Genomic DNA, 16,206 nt, shown 5'->3' on the forward strand with positions numbered 1-16,206 from the left:
GACAGTTCTGAGCGAAAGTTCCTACTTCATATACAGAACTTTGGACTTCCGCTCAGAGCCTAGCACTTAGCCCTGCAATGCACTCAGGGTCAGGTCAAGACACTTGCGAGCCTTGGTCACCAGCTCATCGATTTCCGCCGGTGTAATCACCAGTGGCGGTGCGATGATCATGGTGTCGCCGACAGCACGCATGATCAGGCCGTTATCGAAGCAGAACTGGCGGCAGATCATGCCGACGCCCTTGCCCTCGTAACGCTTGCGCGTGGCCTTGTCCTGAACCAGTTCGATGGCCCCCAACAGACCCACCCCACGAACTTCACCCACCAGCGGGTGATCGTTCAGTTCCCGCAGACGCTTTTGCAAATACGGTGCCGTTTCTGCATGTACGCGCTCGATAATTTTCTCGTCGCGCAGGATGCGGATGTTTTCCAGCGCCACCGCAGCGGCAACCGGGTGACCGGAGTAGGTGAAGCCGTGGTTGAAGTCACCGCCCTCGTTGAGCACGTCCACCACTTCATCACGCACGATCAGGCCGCCCATCGGGATGTAGCCCGAGGTCAGGCCCTTGGCGATGGTCATCATGTCTGGCTTGAGGTCGTAGAAGTCGGCACCGAACCACTCGCCGGTACGACCGAAACCGCAAATCACTTCGTCAGCCACGAACAGGATGTCGTACTTGGCGAGGATTTCCTTGATGCGCGGCCAGTAAGTCTCTGGCGGAATGATCACGCCGCCGGCGCCCTGGATCGGCTCGGCAATAAAGGCACCGACGTTGTCGACGCCGACTTCCAGAATCTTTTCTTCCAGCTGGTTGGCCGCCCAGATACCGAATTCTTCCGGGGTCATGTCGCCGCCTTCGGCGAACCAGTACGGCTGGGCAATGTGAACGATGCCCGGGATCGGCAAGTCGCCCTGTTCGTGCATGTACGTCATGCCGCCCAGGCTCGCGCCGGCCACGGTGGAACCGTGATAGCCGTTCTTGCGGCTGATGATGACTTTCTTGTTCGGCTGGCCCTTGATCGCCCAGTAGTGACGAACCATACGCAGCATGGTGTCGTTGCCTTCGGAGCCGGAACCGGTGAAGAACACATGGTTCATGCCCTCCGGCGCGATGTCGGCGATAGCCTTGGCCAGTTCCAGTACCGGTGGGTGCGCAGTCTGGAAGAACAGGTTGTAGTAAGGCAGTTCGCGCATCTGTTTACTGGCGGCATCGGCCAGTTCATCGCGACCATAACCAATCGCGACACACCACAGGCCGGCCATACCGTCGAGGATCTTGTTGCCTTCGCTGTCCCAGAGGTAAACGCCCTTGGCGTTGGTGATGATCCGCGGACCTTTCTCTTTCAGCTGCTTGAAATCGCTGAACGGAGCCAGGTGGTGATCATTGCTCAGGGTTTGCCATTCACGGGTTTGCGGATTGTTGCTGGTCATACGAATCTCCTAAAACAATCAGGTGAAGGCGCCGCCAGACAGCGGCGGCGCCCGGCGTATCAGACGGCAAAGAGCAGGAATTCCCTTTCCCACGAACTGATCACGCGCTTGAAGTTTTCATGCTCGGCCCGCTTGACCGCAACGTAGCCAGTGATGAAATTTTTGCCCAGGTACCGTTCGACGGTTGCGCTGTTTTCCATACGCTCCAGCGCGTCTTCGATGGTCAGCGGCAGGCGCAGGTTGCGGCGCTCATAACCACGACCCACCACCGGCGCACTCGGGTTCAGGCCTTCGACCATACCGATGTAACCGCAGAGCAGGCTCGCGGCAATCGCCAGGTACGGGTTGGCATCGGCGCCCGGCAGACGGTTTTCCACCCGACGGTTTTGCGGCCCCGCATCCGGCACCCGCAGGCCCACGGTGCGGTTCTCTTCGCCCCACTCCACGTTCACCGGCGCCGAGGTATCCGGCAGGAAGCGGCGGAACGAGTTGACGTTGGGTGCGAACAGCGGCAACAGCTCGGGAATGAGTTTCTGCAGGCCACCGATGTGGTGCAGGAACAGCTGGCTCATGGTCCCGTCTTCATTGGAGAAGATGTTCTTGCCGGTCTCGATGTCGATGATGCTCTGGTGCAAGTGCATGGCACTGCCCGGCTCGCCGGTCATCGGCTTGGCCATGAAGGTCGCAGCGACGTTGTGCTTGAGCGCGGCCTCGCGCATGGTGCGCTTGAACACCAGGATCTGGTCGGCCAGAGACAGGGCATCACCGTGACGGAAGTTGATTTCCATCTGCGCCGTGCCGTCCTCGTGGATCAGCGTATCGAGGTCAAGGTCCTGCAGTTCACACCAGTCGTAGACGTCTTCGAACAGCGGATCGAATTCGTTCGCCGCTTCGATGGAGAACGACTGACGACCGGTTTCCGGACGACCGGAGCGACCGATCGGCGGTTGCAGCGGGTAGTCCGGGTCGTCACTGCGCTTGGTCAGGTAAAACTCCATTTCCGGCGCCACGATCGGCTGCCAGCCTTTGTCGGTATAGAGTTTCAGGACTTTCTTGAGCACGTTGCGCGGCGACAGCTCGATCGGGTTGCCTTGTTTGTCGTAGGTATCGTGGATGACGATGGCGGTCGGCTCGATGGCCCACGGCACCAGGTACACCGCGCTCTGGTCGGGACGGCAGATCATGTCGATGTCGGCCGGGTCGAGCAGTTCGTAATAGATGTCGTCTTCGACGTAATCGCCGGTCACTGTCTGCAACAGAACGCTTTCTGGCAGGCGCATGCCTTTTTCGGCGATGAATTTGTTGGTCGGCGAAATCTTGCCCCGGGTAATCCCGGTCAAGTCGGCGATCATGCATTCGACTTCTGTGATCTTGTGGTTTTTCAACCAATCGGTGAGCTGGTCGAGGTTGTTACTCATAAATGCCTCTAGGCTTGAGTTGTCTGACCCTTGTAAGGTCAGGCGTTGTTTGACGCATCGGCGTCGCGTTGTAGAGCGTTTGCGCGGCAGATTATCGTGCTTGCCGACCCGCTGCAGAGGCCGGGCGTGCAGAATCGCGAGCGGTGCCCTGAACGATGGTCAGGCCGCTATTGTGAATCGGTTCTATATTGAATGGAGTAACCGTAATGGGGGTGCCATCGCGACCGTCCAGAATATCGGACGGGGACGGTCGAACCGTCACGGATGGGAGGATCACCAGAACCGCTGAGGCCACGGAACGGACGGACGTGTCATCACTGATGTGATAAACATGCCGACCGACCTGTCTTGAGCAGTCGGTGACGCCGATTATCGGCAGGCGAGACATGAAGCACCCCGGTATTATTGCTGTTATGGGTTTGATTCGAGCTTAGCCTTGTTCATTTTTTTACACAACACCCCCGTAAAAAATACAACACGGCCCGCTCAAGCCTGCGGGCGCCATAGAGGCCAAAGGCATAAAAACGCCCCAAAGTGCCTCAAAAAAGCCACACGGGCGCTTTTTTAGGGCAAAAAAGGCCTCGCTTGACTTCGGCATGCCGTTCGGGTTGACTGGAATCCGAAAAGATCAATGATTGATATTTTTAACAACAAAGGTGTTGCATCATGTCGGTACCCCCGCGTGCCGTTCAGCTTAACGAAGCGAACGCGTTCCTTAAGGAACATCCTGAGGTTCTGTACGTTGACCTTCTGATTGCGGATATGAATGGTGTGGTGCGCGGCAAGCGCATTGAACGCACCAGCCTCCACAAGGTTTACGAGAAAGGCATCAACTTGCCGGCCTCTTTATTTGCTCTGGATATCAATGGCTCGACGGTGGAAAGCACCGGCCTGGGCCTGGACATCGGTGATGCTGACCGAATCTGCTATCCAATCCCCGATACCCTATGCAACGAGCCATGGCAGAAGCGCCCGACCGCGCAACTGTTGATGACCATGCACGAACTCGAAGGCGAGCCATTCTTCGCCGACCCGCGTGAAGTGCTGGCCAATGTGGTACGCAAGTTCGACGAAATGGGCCTGACCATCTGCGCCGCGTTCGAACTGGAGTTCTACCTGATCGACCAGGAGAACGTGAACGGTCGTCCGCAACCACCTCGCTCGCCGGTTTCCGGCAAACGTCCGCACTCGACTCAGGTCTACCTGATCGACGACCTCGACGAATACGTCGACTGCCTCCAGGACATTCTGGAAGGTGCAAAAGAGCAAGGCATTCCGGCCGACGCCATCGTCAAGGAAAGTGCCCCGGCGCAGTTCGAAGTGAACCTGCACCACGTGGCTGACCCGATCAAGGCCTGCGACTACGCGGTCCTGCTCAAGCGTCTGATCAAGAACATCGCCTACGACCATGAAATGGACACCACCTTCATGGCCAAGCCTTACCCAGGCCAGGCGGGTAATGGTCTGCACGTCCACATCTCGATTCTCGACAAAGACGGCAAGAACATTTTTGCCAGTGAGGATCCCGAGCAGAACGCCGCACTGCGTCACGCGATCGGCGGTGTGCTCGAGACCCTACCGGCGCAGATGGCCTTCCTCTGCCCCAACGTCAACTCCTACCGTCGTTTTGGCGCACAGTTCTACGTGCCGAACTCGCCGTGCTGGGGCCTGGATAACCGTACCGTGGCGATTCGCGTACCGACCGGTTCCTCCGATGCCGTACGTATCGAGCATCGTGTAGCCGGTGCCGATGCCAACCCGTACCTGCTGATGGCTTCGGTTCTGGCAGGCGTGCACCACGGCCTGACCAACAAGATCGAGCCTGGCGCTCCGGTCGAAGGCAACAGCTACGAGCAGAACGAGCAGAGCCTGCCAAACAACCTGCGTGATGCACTGCGCGAGTTGGACGACAGCGAAGTCATGGCCAAGTACATCGATCCGAAATACATCGATATCTTCGTGGCCTGTAAAGAGAGCGAACTGGAGGAGTTCGAACACTCCATCTCCGACCTCGAGTACAACTGGTACCTGCATACCGTTTAATCGGTTGCAGTAAATAAACGCCGCCGGCTGTAAAAGCCTGCGGCGTTTTTTATGGCCGAAGTTAAACCCTGTGGCGAGGGGGCTTGCTCCCTCGCCACAGGGGGATATGGAACATCTGCCCGCTCTGCGTACAATGCCCGCTGCCCCGCAGGAGACTCCAATGACACGCGTAGCCACCCCCCGCAAACCCCGCGCAACCAGCCAGGCCCGGATCGATTCGATACTCGATGCGGCCCGCACGCTGTTGGCCGCCGAGGGCGTGGCCAGTCTGTCGATCTACAGCGTCGCCGAGCGCGCAGAGATTCCGCCCTCCTCGGTCTACCACTTCTTCGCCAGCGTGCCCGCCCTGCTCGAAGCCCTGACCGCCGATGTCCACGCGGCCTTCCGCGCCTGCCTGCAAGCCCCCATCGACCACCTCGCCTTGAGCGGCTGGCGCGACCTGTCGCGACTGGTGGAGCAACGCATGCTCGACATCTACGCCGAGGATGCCGCCGCCCGCCAACTCATTCTGGCCCAGCACGGCCTGACCGAAGTCACCCAGGCCGACCGCCAGCACGACATCGAACTGGGCGACCTGATGCACAAGCTGTTCGACCATCACTTCGAGCTGCCGACACTACCGAGTGATGTCGATGTGTTCGCCCTGGCCATGGAACTGGGCGACCGGGTGTATGCGCGCTCGGTGCAGCAGCACGGGCAGATCACGCCGCGCATGGCCGAGGAAGGGATGCGGGTGTTTGATGCTTATGTGGGGTTGTATTTGCCACCGTATCTGCCCAAGCGGAAGCTCTAGCGCGCTCACTGACCTCATCGCGAGCTTGCTCGCGATGGCCGCACCGCTCAGCTCAAGACAAGCACACATGAAAAAACCCCGAAGGGCTCAAACCCTTCGGGGTTGTTGTTTACGCATGTGCCTTACAACTTGGCGATCGACACCTCGGTGGATTTCACGAATGCGATCACTTCACTGCCGACCGCCAGCTCCAACTCTTTCACCGAGCGCGTGGTGATCACCGAAGTGACGATGCCGGATGCGGTCTGCACGTCGATTTCCGACAGCACGTCGCCGAGGACGATTTCCTTGATGGAGCCTTTGAACTGGTTACGAACGTTGATGGCCTTGATTGTCATGATGTTGATTCCTGTCGTTTGGATGAGGCTTGAGTTATTGAGCCCAACGCAACTGCGTGGGCAAGGGTGAAACAGGTTCCGGTTCCGGCGGTTGGCCAGGCAGCGCCAGCACGCGATTGAGGACTTCGGTTTCCAGCGCCGCCAGCCGATGGGAACCGCGCACGCGAGGGCGCGGCAGTTCCACGTGCAGGTCGAGGCCGACTTCGCCGTCTTCGATCAGGATCACCCGATCGGCAATCGCCACCGCTTCACTGACGTCATGGGTCACCAGCAACACCGTGAAACCGTGCTGTTGCCAGAGCCGTTCGATCAGTTGCTGCATTTCAATTCGGGTCAGGGCATCCAGCGCACCCAAGGGTTCGTCGAGCAACAGCAGGCGCGGCTGATGAATCAACGCACGGGCCAAAGCCACGCGTTGCTTCTGTCCACCGGACAGCGCGGCCGGCCACTCGTGGGCGCGATCGGCCAGGCCCACCGCTTCCAAGGCTTCAAGCGCTTGCGGCCGCCAGTTGCCCTTGAGGCCCAGGCCGACGTTGTCGATGATCTTTTTCCAGGGCAGCAAACGCGCGTCCTGGAACATCAGCCGCGTGTCTTCCCGCGCCTCACTCAATGGCGCGGCACCGGCGAACAACTCACCGCCAGTTGGCTGATCGAGACCAGCGAGCAAACGCAGCAAGGTACTTTTGCCGCAGCCGCTACGACCGACCACGGCGACAAACTGGCCCGCCGGAATGTGCAGATCGATCTCACGCAGCACCTGCCGAGCACCGAAGGTTTTTTGCAACTGGCGCACCACCAGCGGAGTCCCGCGTAGCAGGCGTGGAGGTTGTTGGGCAGTCATACCGAACCTCCTCTGGCAACCTGATACGCCGGGTGCCAGCGCAGCCACACGCGCTCAAGTCCACGGGCCGCGAGGTCGGCCAGTTTGCCGAGTACCGCGTACAACAGAATCGCCAGCACCACCACGTCGGTCTGCAAGAATTCCCGGGCATTCATTGCCAGATAGCCGATGCCGGAACTCGCGGAAATGGTTTCCGCGACGATCAACGTCAGCCACATGAAGCCCAGAGCGAAGCGCACGCCAACCAGAATCGAAGGCAGCGCCCCCGGCAGAATCACCTGCCAGAACAGACCGAAACCAGACAAGCCATAACTGCGCGACATCTCCACCAGCGCCGGATCAACGTTGCGGATGCCGTGATAGGTGTTGAGGTAGATCGGGAACAACGTACCCAGCGCCACCAGAAAAATCTTCGCCGACTCGTCGATACCGAACCACAGGATCACCAGTGGAATCAGCGCAAGGTGCGGCACGTTGCGGATCATTTGCACCGAACTGTCGAGCAGGCGCTCGCCCCACTTTGACAGTCCGGTGATGAAGCCAAGGGTCAGGCCGATGCCGCCACCGATGGTGAAGCCCAGCGCGGCACGCCAGCCACTGATCGCCAGGTGTGTCCAGATTTCGCCACTGCGCACCAGGCTCACGCCGGCCTCGATGACGGCGATGGGAGCCGGCAGGATCCGTGTCGACAACCAACCCGCCGACACACTCAACTGCCACACCGCCAGCAACAACACCGGCAACGCCCAAGGCGCAAGGCTGTGGATGATTTTCTTCATGACCGCGCCTCAGCTCTGGGACGCGGCTTTGGGCAGAATGTCGTTGGCGACCATCTCGCCGAACGGGCTGACATAGCCGGCACTTTTCGGTAGCTCAGGACGCTCGACATCGAGGTGCGGGAACAGCAACTCGGCCACCCGGTACGACTCTTCCAGGTGTGGATAACCGGAGAAGATGAACGTATCGATGCCGAGGTCCGCGTACTCCTTCACGCGGGCGGCCACGGTCGGACCATCGCCCACCAGCGCCGTACCGGCACCGCCGCGCACCAGACCGACACCGGCCCACAGGTTAGGGCTGACTTCGAGGTTGTCGCGGCTTCCGCCATGCAATGCAGCCATGCGTTGCTGGCCGACAGAATCGAAACGTGCCAGCGAAGCCTGGGCACGAGCGATGGTCTCGTTGTCCAGATGCGAAATCAGTTTATCCGCCGCTTGCCAGGCTTCGGCGTTGGTTTCACGCACGATCACATGCAAGCGAATGCCGAAGCGCACGGTACGACCGAGCTTGGCGGCCTTGGCACGGACCTGTTCAATTTTTTCCGCCACGGCGGCCGGTGGCTCGCCCCAGGTCAGGACCATTTCCACCTGTTCGGCGGCCAGATCCTGCGCGGCTTCCGAGGAACCGCCGAAGTACAGCGGCGGACGCGGCTGCTGGATCGGCGGATAGAGCAACTTCGCCCCTTTCACGCTGATGTGCTGGCCGTCGTAATCGACGGTTTCGCCTTCCAGCACCCGTCGCCAGATGCGGGTGAATTCCACCGAGGCCTGATAGCGCTCTTCGTGGCTCAGGAACAGACCATCGCCCGCCAACTCTTCCGGATCACCGCCCGTCACCAGATTGAACAACGCACGACCACCAGACAGTCGATCCAGGGTTGCGGCCTGACGCGCCGCCACCGTCGGGGAAATGATCCCGGGGCGCAGGGCAACCAGGAACTTCAAGCGCTGGGTCACCGGAATCAGCGATGCAGCCACCAGCCACGAATCTTCGCAGGAGCGACCGGTAGGGATCAGCACCCCGCCGAACCCCAGGCGATCCGCTGCCTGTGCCACTTGTTGCAGGTAACCGTGATCGACAGCGCGTGCGCCTTCGGCGGTGCCAAGGTAATGGCCGTCACCGTGGGTAGGCAGGAACCAGAAAATATTGAGGCTCATGGAGTGGTCTCCTTGGGGAATCGAATTATTGGGCTTTGGTTACTGAGCCTTGGGCAACGGCAGCCGGCGGCGTCCAGATCACGTCTTTGATGCTCAACTGCTTGGGAATCAGCTTGAGCTGGTAAAAGCTGTCGGCGATTTTCTGCTGCGCAGCGACCACTTCCGGGGTGAGGAACAGCGCGCCATAGCCCTGGCGTTTCACCGAGGTCAGGGTGATGTCCGCCGGCAGGCCGAGCAGCGGTGAAACCTGTTGGGTCACCTCTTGCGGGTTAGCCTTGGACCACTGGCCCACCGCGCGCACCTCTTCCACCAGGGTCTTGATCACCTCGGGATTTTTCTGCGCATAAGGTTTGGTCGCCAGGTAGAACTGATGGTTGTCGACGATGCCCTGGCCGTCGCGCAGGGTGCGTGCTTGCAGCTGTTGTTCGGCGGCGGCCTGGTACGGGTCCCAGATCACCCAGGCGTCGACGCTGCCACGCTCGAACGCGGCGCGAGCATCGGCCGGCGGCAGGAACACGGTCTGGATGTCGGTGTATTTGAGACCGGCGTCTTCCAGCGCACGCACCAGCAGGTAGTGCACGTTGGAGCCTTTGTTCAGGACGACTTTCTTGCCCTTGAGATCCGCCACCGATTGGACCGGAGAGTCCTTCGGCACCAGGATCGCTTCGCTGTGCGGCGCTGGCGGTTCATAGGCGACATAGAGCAAATCGGCACCCGCTGCCTGGGCAAACACCGGAGGCGTTTCGCCGGTGACACCGAAGTCGATGGAGCCGACGTTCAGGCCTTCAAGCAGTTGCGGGCCGCCGGGGAACTCAGTCCATTGCACGTCCACGCCTTGGGCGGCGAGGCGTTTTTCCAGGGTGCCCTTGGCTTTGAGCAGCACCAGGGTGCCGTATTTCTGATAGCCGATTCGTAGCACGCCTTCCTGGGTAGAAAGCGCCTGAGCTTGAGTAATGGCGCCGAAGGTCAAAGCCGCAGCAAACAGAGCGACCAGACCGCGACGCAAAATGACAGGGCGCATGGCGCTCTCCTTTTTGCAGTTGGGTTTTGGCTGCACCTGCTTGCCCGTTGGCGGGCGAGTAAGGCCAGTACTTCAATTTTCGGTGAGGCTCAAATGCTCCAGCGAGCACTCAACAAGCGATCATTCAACAAGTTCGGATCGAGCGGCTTGGGCCGTCGCGCCATGGCGCTGAAAAACTGCTCCAGCGATTCATTCAGTCGTTGTTCCAGCTCCGGCGCCAACTGCGCCAGGGCACTGCCTTCGCCGTAGGCGATCTGGCTGTCGACGGCGAAAATACCTTGCAGCATTTCCTGAGCCTTCAATGCCGACAGCACCGGCTTGAGCGAGTAATCCACCGCCAGCATGTGGGCGATGCTGCCGCCAGTGACCACCGGAAGAACCACCTTGTGGCTCAAGGCTCGTTCGGGCAGCAGATCCAGCACGACTTTCAGTGCTCCGGAAAACGATGCCTTGTAAATCGGTGTGGCGATCAGCAGGCCATCGGCGTTTTCAATCTGTTGCAGCAGGTCAACCACCTTGGGGCTGTCGAAGCGTGCGTGCAGCAAGTCCTCGGCCGGGAAGTCCCGCACCTGATAACTCACCACTTCCACGCCCTGCCCTTGCAACCAACACCGGGAGCGATCCAGCAGCACCCCGGAACGAGAGCGCTGACTGGGACTGCCACTGAGTGAGACAACCAACATTCAGACGACTCCTTGCATGGTGTTGGCGATTCGCGGCTTGCGATCTCGCGTTGATGGAGTGACCTTAACAGCTGATTCATATATCCATAAATCATATTTATTCATTTGGTTATGCGTTATGGAAATATATAAACAGATTTCTTCCAGGCAAAAAAACAGGCCGTCGAAACGACCTGAAATCCCCTGCTTTGTGGGTACACATCTTGAATTCCGTTGCGCCTGATACGCCGCCATCGCGAGCAAGCTCGCCCCCACAAGGGTCCGCAGCGGCGCCAAAAATGCTGAAGACTTACCGGTTCGGCTGCGGCGTCAGGCGCAGGTAAGGCTTGACCGCCCGATAGCCCTTGGGAAAGCGCTGTTTGATTTCGTCTTCATCCTTGAGCGACGGCACGATCACCACCTCATCACCGTCCTGCCAGTTGGCCGGTGTGGCCACCTTGTAGTTGTCGGTGAGTTGCAGCGAGTCGATCACCCGCAGGATCTCATTGAAGTTGCGGCCGGTGCTCGCCGGGTAGGTAATCGTCAGCCGGACCTTTTTCTTCGGGTCGATCACGAACAGACTGCGCACGGTCAGGGTGTCGTTGGCGTTGGGGTGGATCAGGTCGTAGAGGTCCGAGACCTTGCGGTCGGCGTCATCCAGGATCGGAAAGTTGACCACCGTGGCCTGGGTTTCGTTGATGTCCTCGATCCACTTGTGGTGCGACTCCACCGGGTCCACCGACAAAGCGATGGCCTTGACGCCGCGCGCTGCGAACTCGTCCTTGAGCCTGGCAGTGAAGCCCAGTTCAGTGGTGCACACCGGCGTGAAGTCCGCCGGATGGGAAAACAGCACGCCCCAACTATCGCCCAGCCACTGATGGAAACGGATGGTGCCGGCGCTGGAGTTCTGTTCGAAATCGGGGGCGATATCGCCAAGTCTGAGGCCCATGGTGCTGCTCCTTGTGAGTGCTTGATGGGTTCAACTGTGCCTGTGTTTTTTATCTATTAAAAAGAATAAATATCGATTTATTTAGATCATAGAGAAATATTAAATATCTGTTCACTGGACGCGCCCGCGCAACCGGCCGAACATCGGCCCCAAGGTTCGAGAAGGCCTTGAGTTGCTGCAAAGAGGGACGTTCAAGGCGGGATTACGGGGGTGAACCCGTCTTGAAAAAGCGAAAGCCCCGCCCGGTGCAATACCGGGTGGGGCTTTTTTGTCTCTGTTACCCGGGCGCTATTACAACAGCGGGATCGAGTAGCTGACGACCAGACGGTTTTCGTCCTGGGAACGAGTGTTCGGCAGATCGGTACGCCACGTGGCGTTTTTCCACATCAGGCCGAGGTTCTTCAGCGCGCCGGACTGAACGACGTAACCCACGGTCAGGTCGCGTTCCCACTCGGAAGCTCCATTGGCCGCCTCGCCACCCTTGGCGTTAACGGTATCGATATTGTCACCGTGCAGGTACACCAGACCCGCCGTCAGGCCGGGTACGCCGACCTTGGCGAAGTCAAAGGAGTAGCGTGCCTGCCAGGTACGCTCGCCGGCACGGCCGAACTTCTGGATTTGCGAGTCGGTAATGGTGTAGTTCGACGAACCGTCGCCCTGGTTCAGCCAAGGGAAATCGCTGCTGCCGTTGCTGACCTGATAACCGCCACCGAAGGTATGACCGGCAACGGAGTACAGGAACAAACCGCTGTACAGGTTGTTGTCGACCTTGCCCTTGCCGTTGACTGCGCCGCTGTAGTTGCCAGTGGTGAAGTACAGTGGGTCGTGACCGTTGGCACCGTCGTCGGAGCTGTTGAAGTAACGGAAGTCAGACTTCAACACGCCAGGGCCGATGGCCCAGTTGTGCACCAGACCCAGGAAGTGTTGTTTGTAGAACTCCTCCAGGTTGCCGTAGTAGTACTGGGCAGTCAGGTCCTTGGTGATCTTGTAGTCGCCACCGGCATAAATGAATTTGTTGCTGTCGCGGCCTGCAGCGGAACGGCTGTTGGCGCCGGAGATAGACAACTGTTCGTTGTTGCTCGAGTTACGACCTTTTACCTGCTCGATCTGACCGCCGATCAAGGTCAGGTCCTTGATGTCGTTCGAGGCGATCTGGCCACCCTGCCAGGTTTGCGGCAACAGACGACCGTCGTTGGTCACGATCACCGGCAGCTTTGGCTGCAAGGTACCCAGCTTCAGCTCGGTCTGGGAGATCTTGGCTTTGGCAGTCAAACCCAGACTGGAGAAGTCATCAACCGCTTCGCCGTTGGACTTGCTCGGAAACACGGTGCCGCCGTACGAGTTGTTGCTCGCGCCGTTGGTGCCGCCACCGGAATCCAGTTTGACGCCCAACAGGCCGATCGCATCGATACCGAAGCCGACGGTGCCCTGGGTGTAACCCGAGATGAAACGCAGATCGAAGCCTTGGCCCCATTCTTCGTTTTTGTTCGGGCCAGTGCCGTCACGGTAATCGGTGTTGATGTAGAAGTTACGCAGCCCCAATGTTGCCTTGCTGTCTTCGATAAAACCCGCGGCGCTTGCCTGCTGGGTCAAAACCCCGACGGCCACAGCGATGGCCAAGGTGGACTTGTTCATGTTTCGCTCCTCTCGTTTCTAATTCTGATGTTCATGGTCCCGAATCGATTGCCCGGGATCCTGAATGCATAAATTCGCGGAAAACCGTCTAGGCCGGTCATTTGGCGGGCCGCAGGATACATGGCCTTAAAGCCAAAAAGAACTTTCTGATATTTTTTAATATCGCTTAGGAATATGACTTCCCGCGACAGATCCGAGGTATCGGCGGTGAGGCCGACGCCTGAACCTGATCTATTGTCGAGGGACGAAATGGCTGAATCCGAGCTCAGGGATGAGTGTCGGACAGGCGCACTTTAAGCGGGATGAATAGAAACTAAAAAGAATAATAAATAATCAGCAAAGATCTTTTTGGAATATTAAAAAGCAGGCAAAAAAAACCCCGCCAGCGAGCGGGGCTTTTTCTTGTGGCTGTTACATGAAGCTGTAGGTGTAGTTGAAGATCAGACGGGTCTGGTCTTGATCGAGGGTGCTGGTGTTGCCACGGTAGGTACCGTGACGCAGCGTCGTACCAAAGCCTTTCAGTGCGCCCGTTTGAATCACGTAATCAATGCGCGCGTCGGTCTCGTGCTCACTCAGGTCTTTACCAACACCGTTGGTAGCCTTGATGTCCTGGCCATTCAAGTAAGCAATCGAAGCTTTCAAGCCTGGCACGCCCAGGGAGGCGAAGTCATAGGAGTACTGACCGAACGTGGTGTTTTCACCGGCACGGATGAAGCTGCCAACTGTGGCATCGGTAAACGAGTAGAAGCTCGCGCCGCCGGCACCTTCAGGATTTCCGTTGCCATCGACAAGGTTGCCTTGGTTCAAGAAAACGAAGCCGCCGTCATCGTTGACACGCTGATGCCCGATCAGGAACGCGTTGCCACCCAGGGTATAGGTGAACATGGCGCTCCAGGTCTTGTTATCAATCTCACCCGGGGTCTTGGCGAAACCGTTGTTGTTGTTGAAACGGAAACCCGGATCGCCGTTCTTGCCGTCGGAGCTGCTATCGAAATAACGGATATCTGTCTTGAACGACTGATTGGCCGCGATCGGGTAGACGTGTACCAGACCGAGGAAGTTCTGCTTGTAGAAGTCTTCCAGGTTCGCATAGTAGTACTGCAGCAAGAGGTCTTTGGTGACCTTCCAGTCAGCACCGCCGTAGAGGAATTTGTTGCTGTCCTGAGTAGCGCCAGCCACAGACAGGCCAGTGGAGTTCGAGGAGGCACGACCCGATGCGTGCTCCAGTTGACCAAAGTTGAAGGTCACGTTGTCGATTTCTTTGGAGGTGATGGTGCCACCTTCAAAGGTCTGCGGCAGCACACGGCTGTCGTTCGCGATCAGGATCGGCAGGTTAGGTGCCAGAGCGCCACCCAGGTGGGCTTCGGTCTTCGAGAAGCGCGCCTTGACGTTGCCATCCAGACGGCTCCACTCGTCGGCCGCTTCCTTGCCATCGCTAGGGAAGAAGGAGTTGCTGTTACCGGTCGGGTGATGTCCCTTGCCGCCATCCAGGTGGATACCCATCACAGCCTGGGCGTCGATACCAAAACCTACGGTACCTTGGGTGAAACCGGACAGGTAATCGAACTTCAGACCTTCAGCGGTTTCGCGCTGACGGTTGGCAGGAGTGCTCGCACCTTCACGCATATCGGCGTCGTAATACATGGTGCGAGAGCTGATGGAAGCCTTGCTGTCTTCCAGGAAACCTGCGGCGCCTGCCTGCTGCGCCATAACCCCAACGGCCACGGCCAAAGCCAAGGTGGACTTGTTCATTGTGTAGCTCCTCTCGATTCTAATTCTTGTGTTCCTGGTCTCGAGTCGACGCCCGAAATCCTAAGATGCGCGATTAGCGCCAGAGCGTGACCCACAAGTCAATCGTAACTGTATGTGTCTACGACCATAGTCTAATCCCCGATTTTTTGGTCCCTGCCGGGTCATGAATTCGTCATGAACCTGAAAAGAATTACCTAATTCTTTTCTAATACCGTTTAGGAATTTAGCTCCCCACTGCGCGACCACCACAGAATAGAAGGTTTGGCTCATAAGCTAATTCCTAATCGGTATTTATTTTCGCTTTTTTAGATCGATTAGTTTCTGACGCAATTCGGAAACAAATCCTTTACCGAAAGGCAGACCCATGACGACCAAACGCGCACTATCCGGATCAATTGTTACAGTTTGTGTATCGTTCGCATTTTCTTTCGCCGCCCAGGCGGCGAACCTCACCGTCGGCTATCAAACCGGAATAGACCCCAGCAAAGTCCCCCAGGCCGATGGTCTTTACGAAAAAACCATCGGCCAGCCCATCGACTGGCGACGCTTCAACAGCGGCCCGGAAGTGGTCACGGCGATTGCCTCTGGCGATGTGCAAATCGGCAATCTCGGCTCCAGTCCGCTGGCCGCTGCAGCCTCGCGCAACCTGCCGATTGTCGCGTTCATCGTCTCGGCCCAGATCAATGCCGCCGAAGCGCTGGTGGTGCGCAATGGCAGCGGCATCGAAAAACCGCAAGATCTGATCGGAAAGACCATCGCCACGCCTTTCGTTTCAACCTCCCACTACAGCCTGCTTGGCGCGCTGAAGCACTGGGGCCTGGACAGCTCGAAAGTCAAAGTGGTGAACCTGCAGCCGGCGGAAATCGCGGCAGCCTGGAAGCGTGGTGATATTGATGGCGCGTTTGTCTGGTCGCCCGCATTGGGGGAAATCCGCAAGAGTGGCAAGACCCTGACCGACGCTGCACAGGTAGGCCAATGGGGTGCGCCCACCTTTGAGGTCTGGGTGGCACGCAAGGATTACGCCGAGAAGCACCCGGAGGTGGTGGCCGGATTCGCCAAGGTCACCCTCGACGCCTTTGCTGATTACGCAGCGCATAAAGCCAACTGGACTGCCGACTCGGTACCAGTGCAGAAAATCGCCAAACTGACCGGTGCCAATGCCGCCGATGTTCCCGAGTTACTGGCCGGTTCCGCATTCCCGGATGCCAAGGCGCAACAGAGCGCCGCGCTACTGGACGGCGGCACAGCCAAGGCCATTGGCGAGACGGCGAAATTCTTGAAGGAGCAAGGGAAGGTGGAGACGGTGCTGCCGGATTATTCGCCGTATGTCAGCGCGAAGTTTGTCCAGGAGTAACGTGAACCCTGTGGCGAGGGAGCTTGCTCCCT

14 protein-coding genes are annotated in these 16,206 nt (G+C 58.5%); 3 read left to right on the plus strand and 11 right to left on the minus strand.

Annotated elements, in window-relative coordinates; translation table 11 throughout:
• Nucleotides 1-66: 66 nt before the first annotated feature.
• Nucleotides 67-1,431, minus strand: a complete 1,365-nt coding sequence (locus AABM52_RS29220; protein WP_347909649.1) for an aspartate aminotransferase family protein — start codon at nt 1,429-1,431, stop codon at nt 67-69.
• A gap of 59 nt (nt 1,432-1,490) precedes the next feature.
• The gene (locus AABM52_RS29225) at nt 1,491-2,849 is read right to left on the minus strand and encodes a glutamine synthetase family protein (protein ID WP_046039112.1); all 1,359 of its coding nucleotides are present in this window, start codon (nt 2,847-2,849) and stop codon (nt 1,491-1,493) included.
• Nucleotides 2,850-3,515: 666 nt separating this feature from the next.
• Between AABM52_RS29225 and AABM52_RS29230 the strand changes: the two genes are divergently transcribed.
• Both AABM52_RS29230 and AABM52_RS29235 read left to right on the plus strand, forming a co-directional pair.
• Nucleotides 3,516-4,892, plus strand: coding sequence for a glutamine synthetase family protein (locus AABM52_RS29230; RefSeq protein ID WP_223455869.1), 1,377 nt, complete (start codon nt 3,516-3,518; stop codon nt 4,890-4,892).
• 160 nt (nt 4,893-5,052) lie between these two features.
• A complete protein-coding gene (locus AABM52_RS29235) occupies nt 5,053-5,685 on the plus strand; it encodes a TetR/AcrR family transcriptional regulator (RefSeq protein ID WP_347909652.1) in 633 nt (210 codons plus the stop codon).
• 122 nt (nt 5,686-5,807) lie between these two features.
• On the opposite strand, the gene AABM52_RS29240 is transcribed toward AABM52_RS29235, so the two are convergent.
• From AABM52_RS29240 to AABM52_RS29280, 9 genes are all read right to left on the minus strand, one after another.
• Nucleotides 5,808-6,023, minus strand: a complete 216-nt coding sequence (locus AABM52_RS29240; protein WP_007967989.1) for a molybdopterin-binding protein — start codon at nt 6,021-6,023, stop codon at nt 5,808-5,810.
• Between the two features lie 34 nt (nt 6,024-6,057).
• Nucleotides 6,058-6,864: an aliphatic sulfonates ABC transporter ATP-binding protein gene (ssuB, locus tag AABM52_RS29245; protein ID WP_347909653.1), complete on the minus strand. Its 807-nt coding sequence runs from the start codon at nt 6,862-6,864 to the stop codon at nt 6,058-6,060.
• Nucleotides 6,861-7,643 carry an aliphatic sulfonate ABC transporter permease SsuC gene (ssuC, locus tag AABM52_RS29250; RefSeq protein WP_347909654.1) on the minus strand — a complete coding sequence of 261 codons (783 nt, stop codon included), beginning with the start codon at nt 7,641-7,643 and terminating at the stop codon, nt 6,861-6,863. The genes ssuB and ssuC overlap by 4 nt, the downstream gene beginning before the upstream one ends.
• Before the next feature lie 9 nt (nt 7,644-7,652).
• Entirely contained in the window at nt 7,653-8,801 is a 1,149-nt protein-coding gene (gene ssuD, locus AABM52_RS29255; RefSeq protein WP_095057518.1) for an FMNH2-dependent alkanesulfonate monooxygenase, read from the minus strand.
• A 25-nt stretch (nt 8,802-8,826) separates the two neighbouring features.
• Nucleotides 8,827-9,822: a sulfonate ABC transporter substrate-binding protein gene (locus AABM52_RS29260; protein WP_347909655.1), complete on the minus strand. Its 996-nt coding sequence runs from the start codon at nt 9,820-9,822 to the stop codon at nt 8,827-8,829.
• 89 nt (nt 9,823-9,911) lie between these two features.
• The gene (ssuE, locus tag AABM52_RS29265; protein WP_347909657.1) at nt 9,912-10,505 is read right to left on the minus strand and encodes an NADPH-dependent FMN reductase; all 594 of its coding nucleotides are present in this window, start codon (nt 10,503-10,505) and stop codon (nt 9,912-9,914) included.
• 289 nt (nt 10,506-10,794) lie between these two features.
• Nucleotides 10,795-11,433, minus strand: a complete 639-nt coding sequence (locus tag AABM52_RS29270; RefSeq protein WP_347909658.1) for a peroxiredoxin — start codon at nt 11,431-11,433, stop codon at nt 10,795-10,797.
• Nucleotides 11,434-11,724: 291 nt separating this feature from the next.
• Nucleotides 11,725-13,068 carry an OprD family porin gene (locus AABM52_RS29275; protein ID WP_347909660.1) on the minus strand — a complete coding sequence of 448 codons (1,344 nt, stop codon included), beginning with the start codon at nt 13,066-13,068 and terminating at the stop codon, nt 11,725-11,727.
• A gap of 411 nt (nt 13,069-13,479) precedes the next feature.
• Nucleotides 13,480-14,820: an OprD family outer membrane porin gene (locus tag AABM52_RS29280; RefSeq protein WP_347909661.1), complete on the minus strand. Its 1,341-nt coding sequence runs from the start codon at nt 14,818-14,820 to the stop codon at nt 13,480-13,482.
• A 364-nt stretch (nt 14,821-15,184) separates the two neighbouring features.
• Here AABM52_RS29280 and tauA point away from each other — a divergent pair, with 364 nt between their 5' ends.
• Nucleotides 15,185-16,174, plus strand: coding sequence for a taurine ABC transporter substrate-binding protein (gene tauA, locus AABM52_RS29285; protein WP_347909662.1), 990 nt, complete (start codon nt 15,185-15,187; stop codon nt 16,172-16,174).
• The last annotated feature ends 32 nt before the right edge of the window (nt 16,175-16,206 follow it).

The sequence above is a fragment of the Pseudomonas grandcourensis genome (assembly GCF_039909015.1).
GTDB lineage: Bacteria > Pseudomonadota > Gammaproteobacteria > Pseudomonadales > Pseudomonadaceae > Aquipseudomonas > Aquipseudomonas grandcourensis.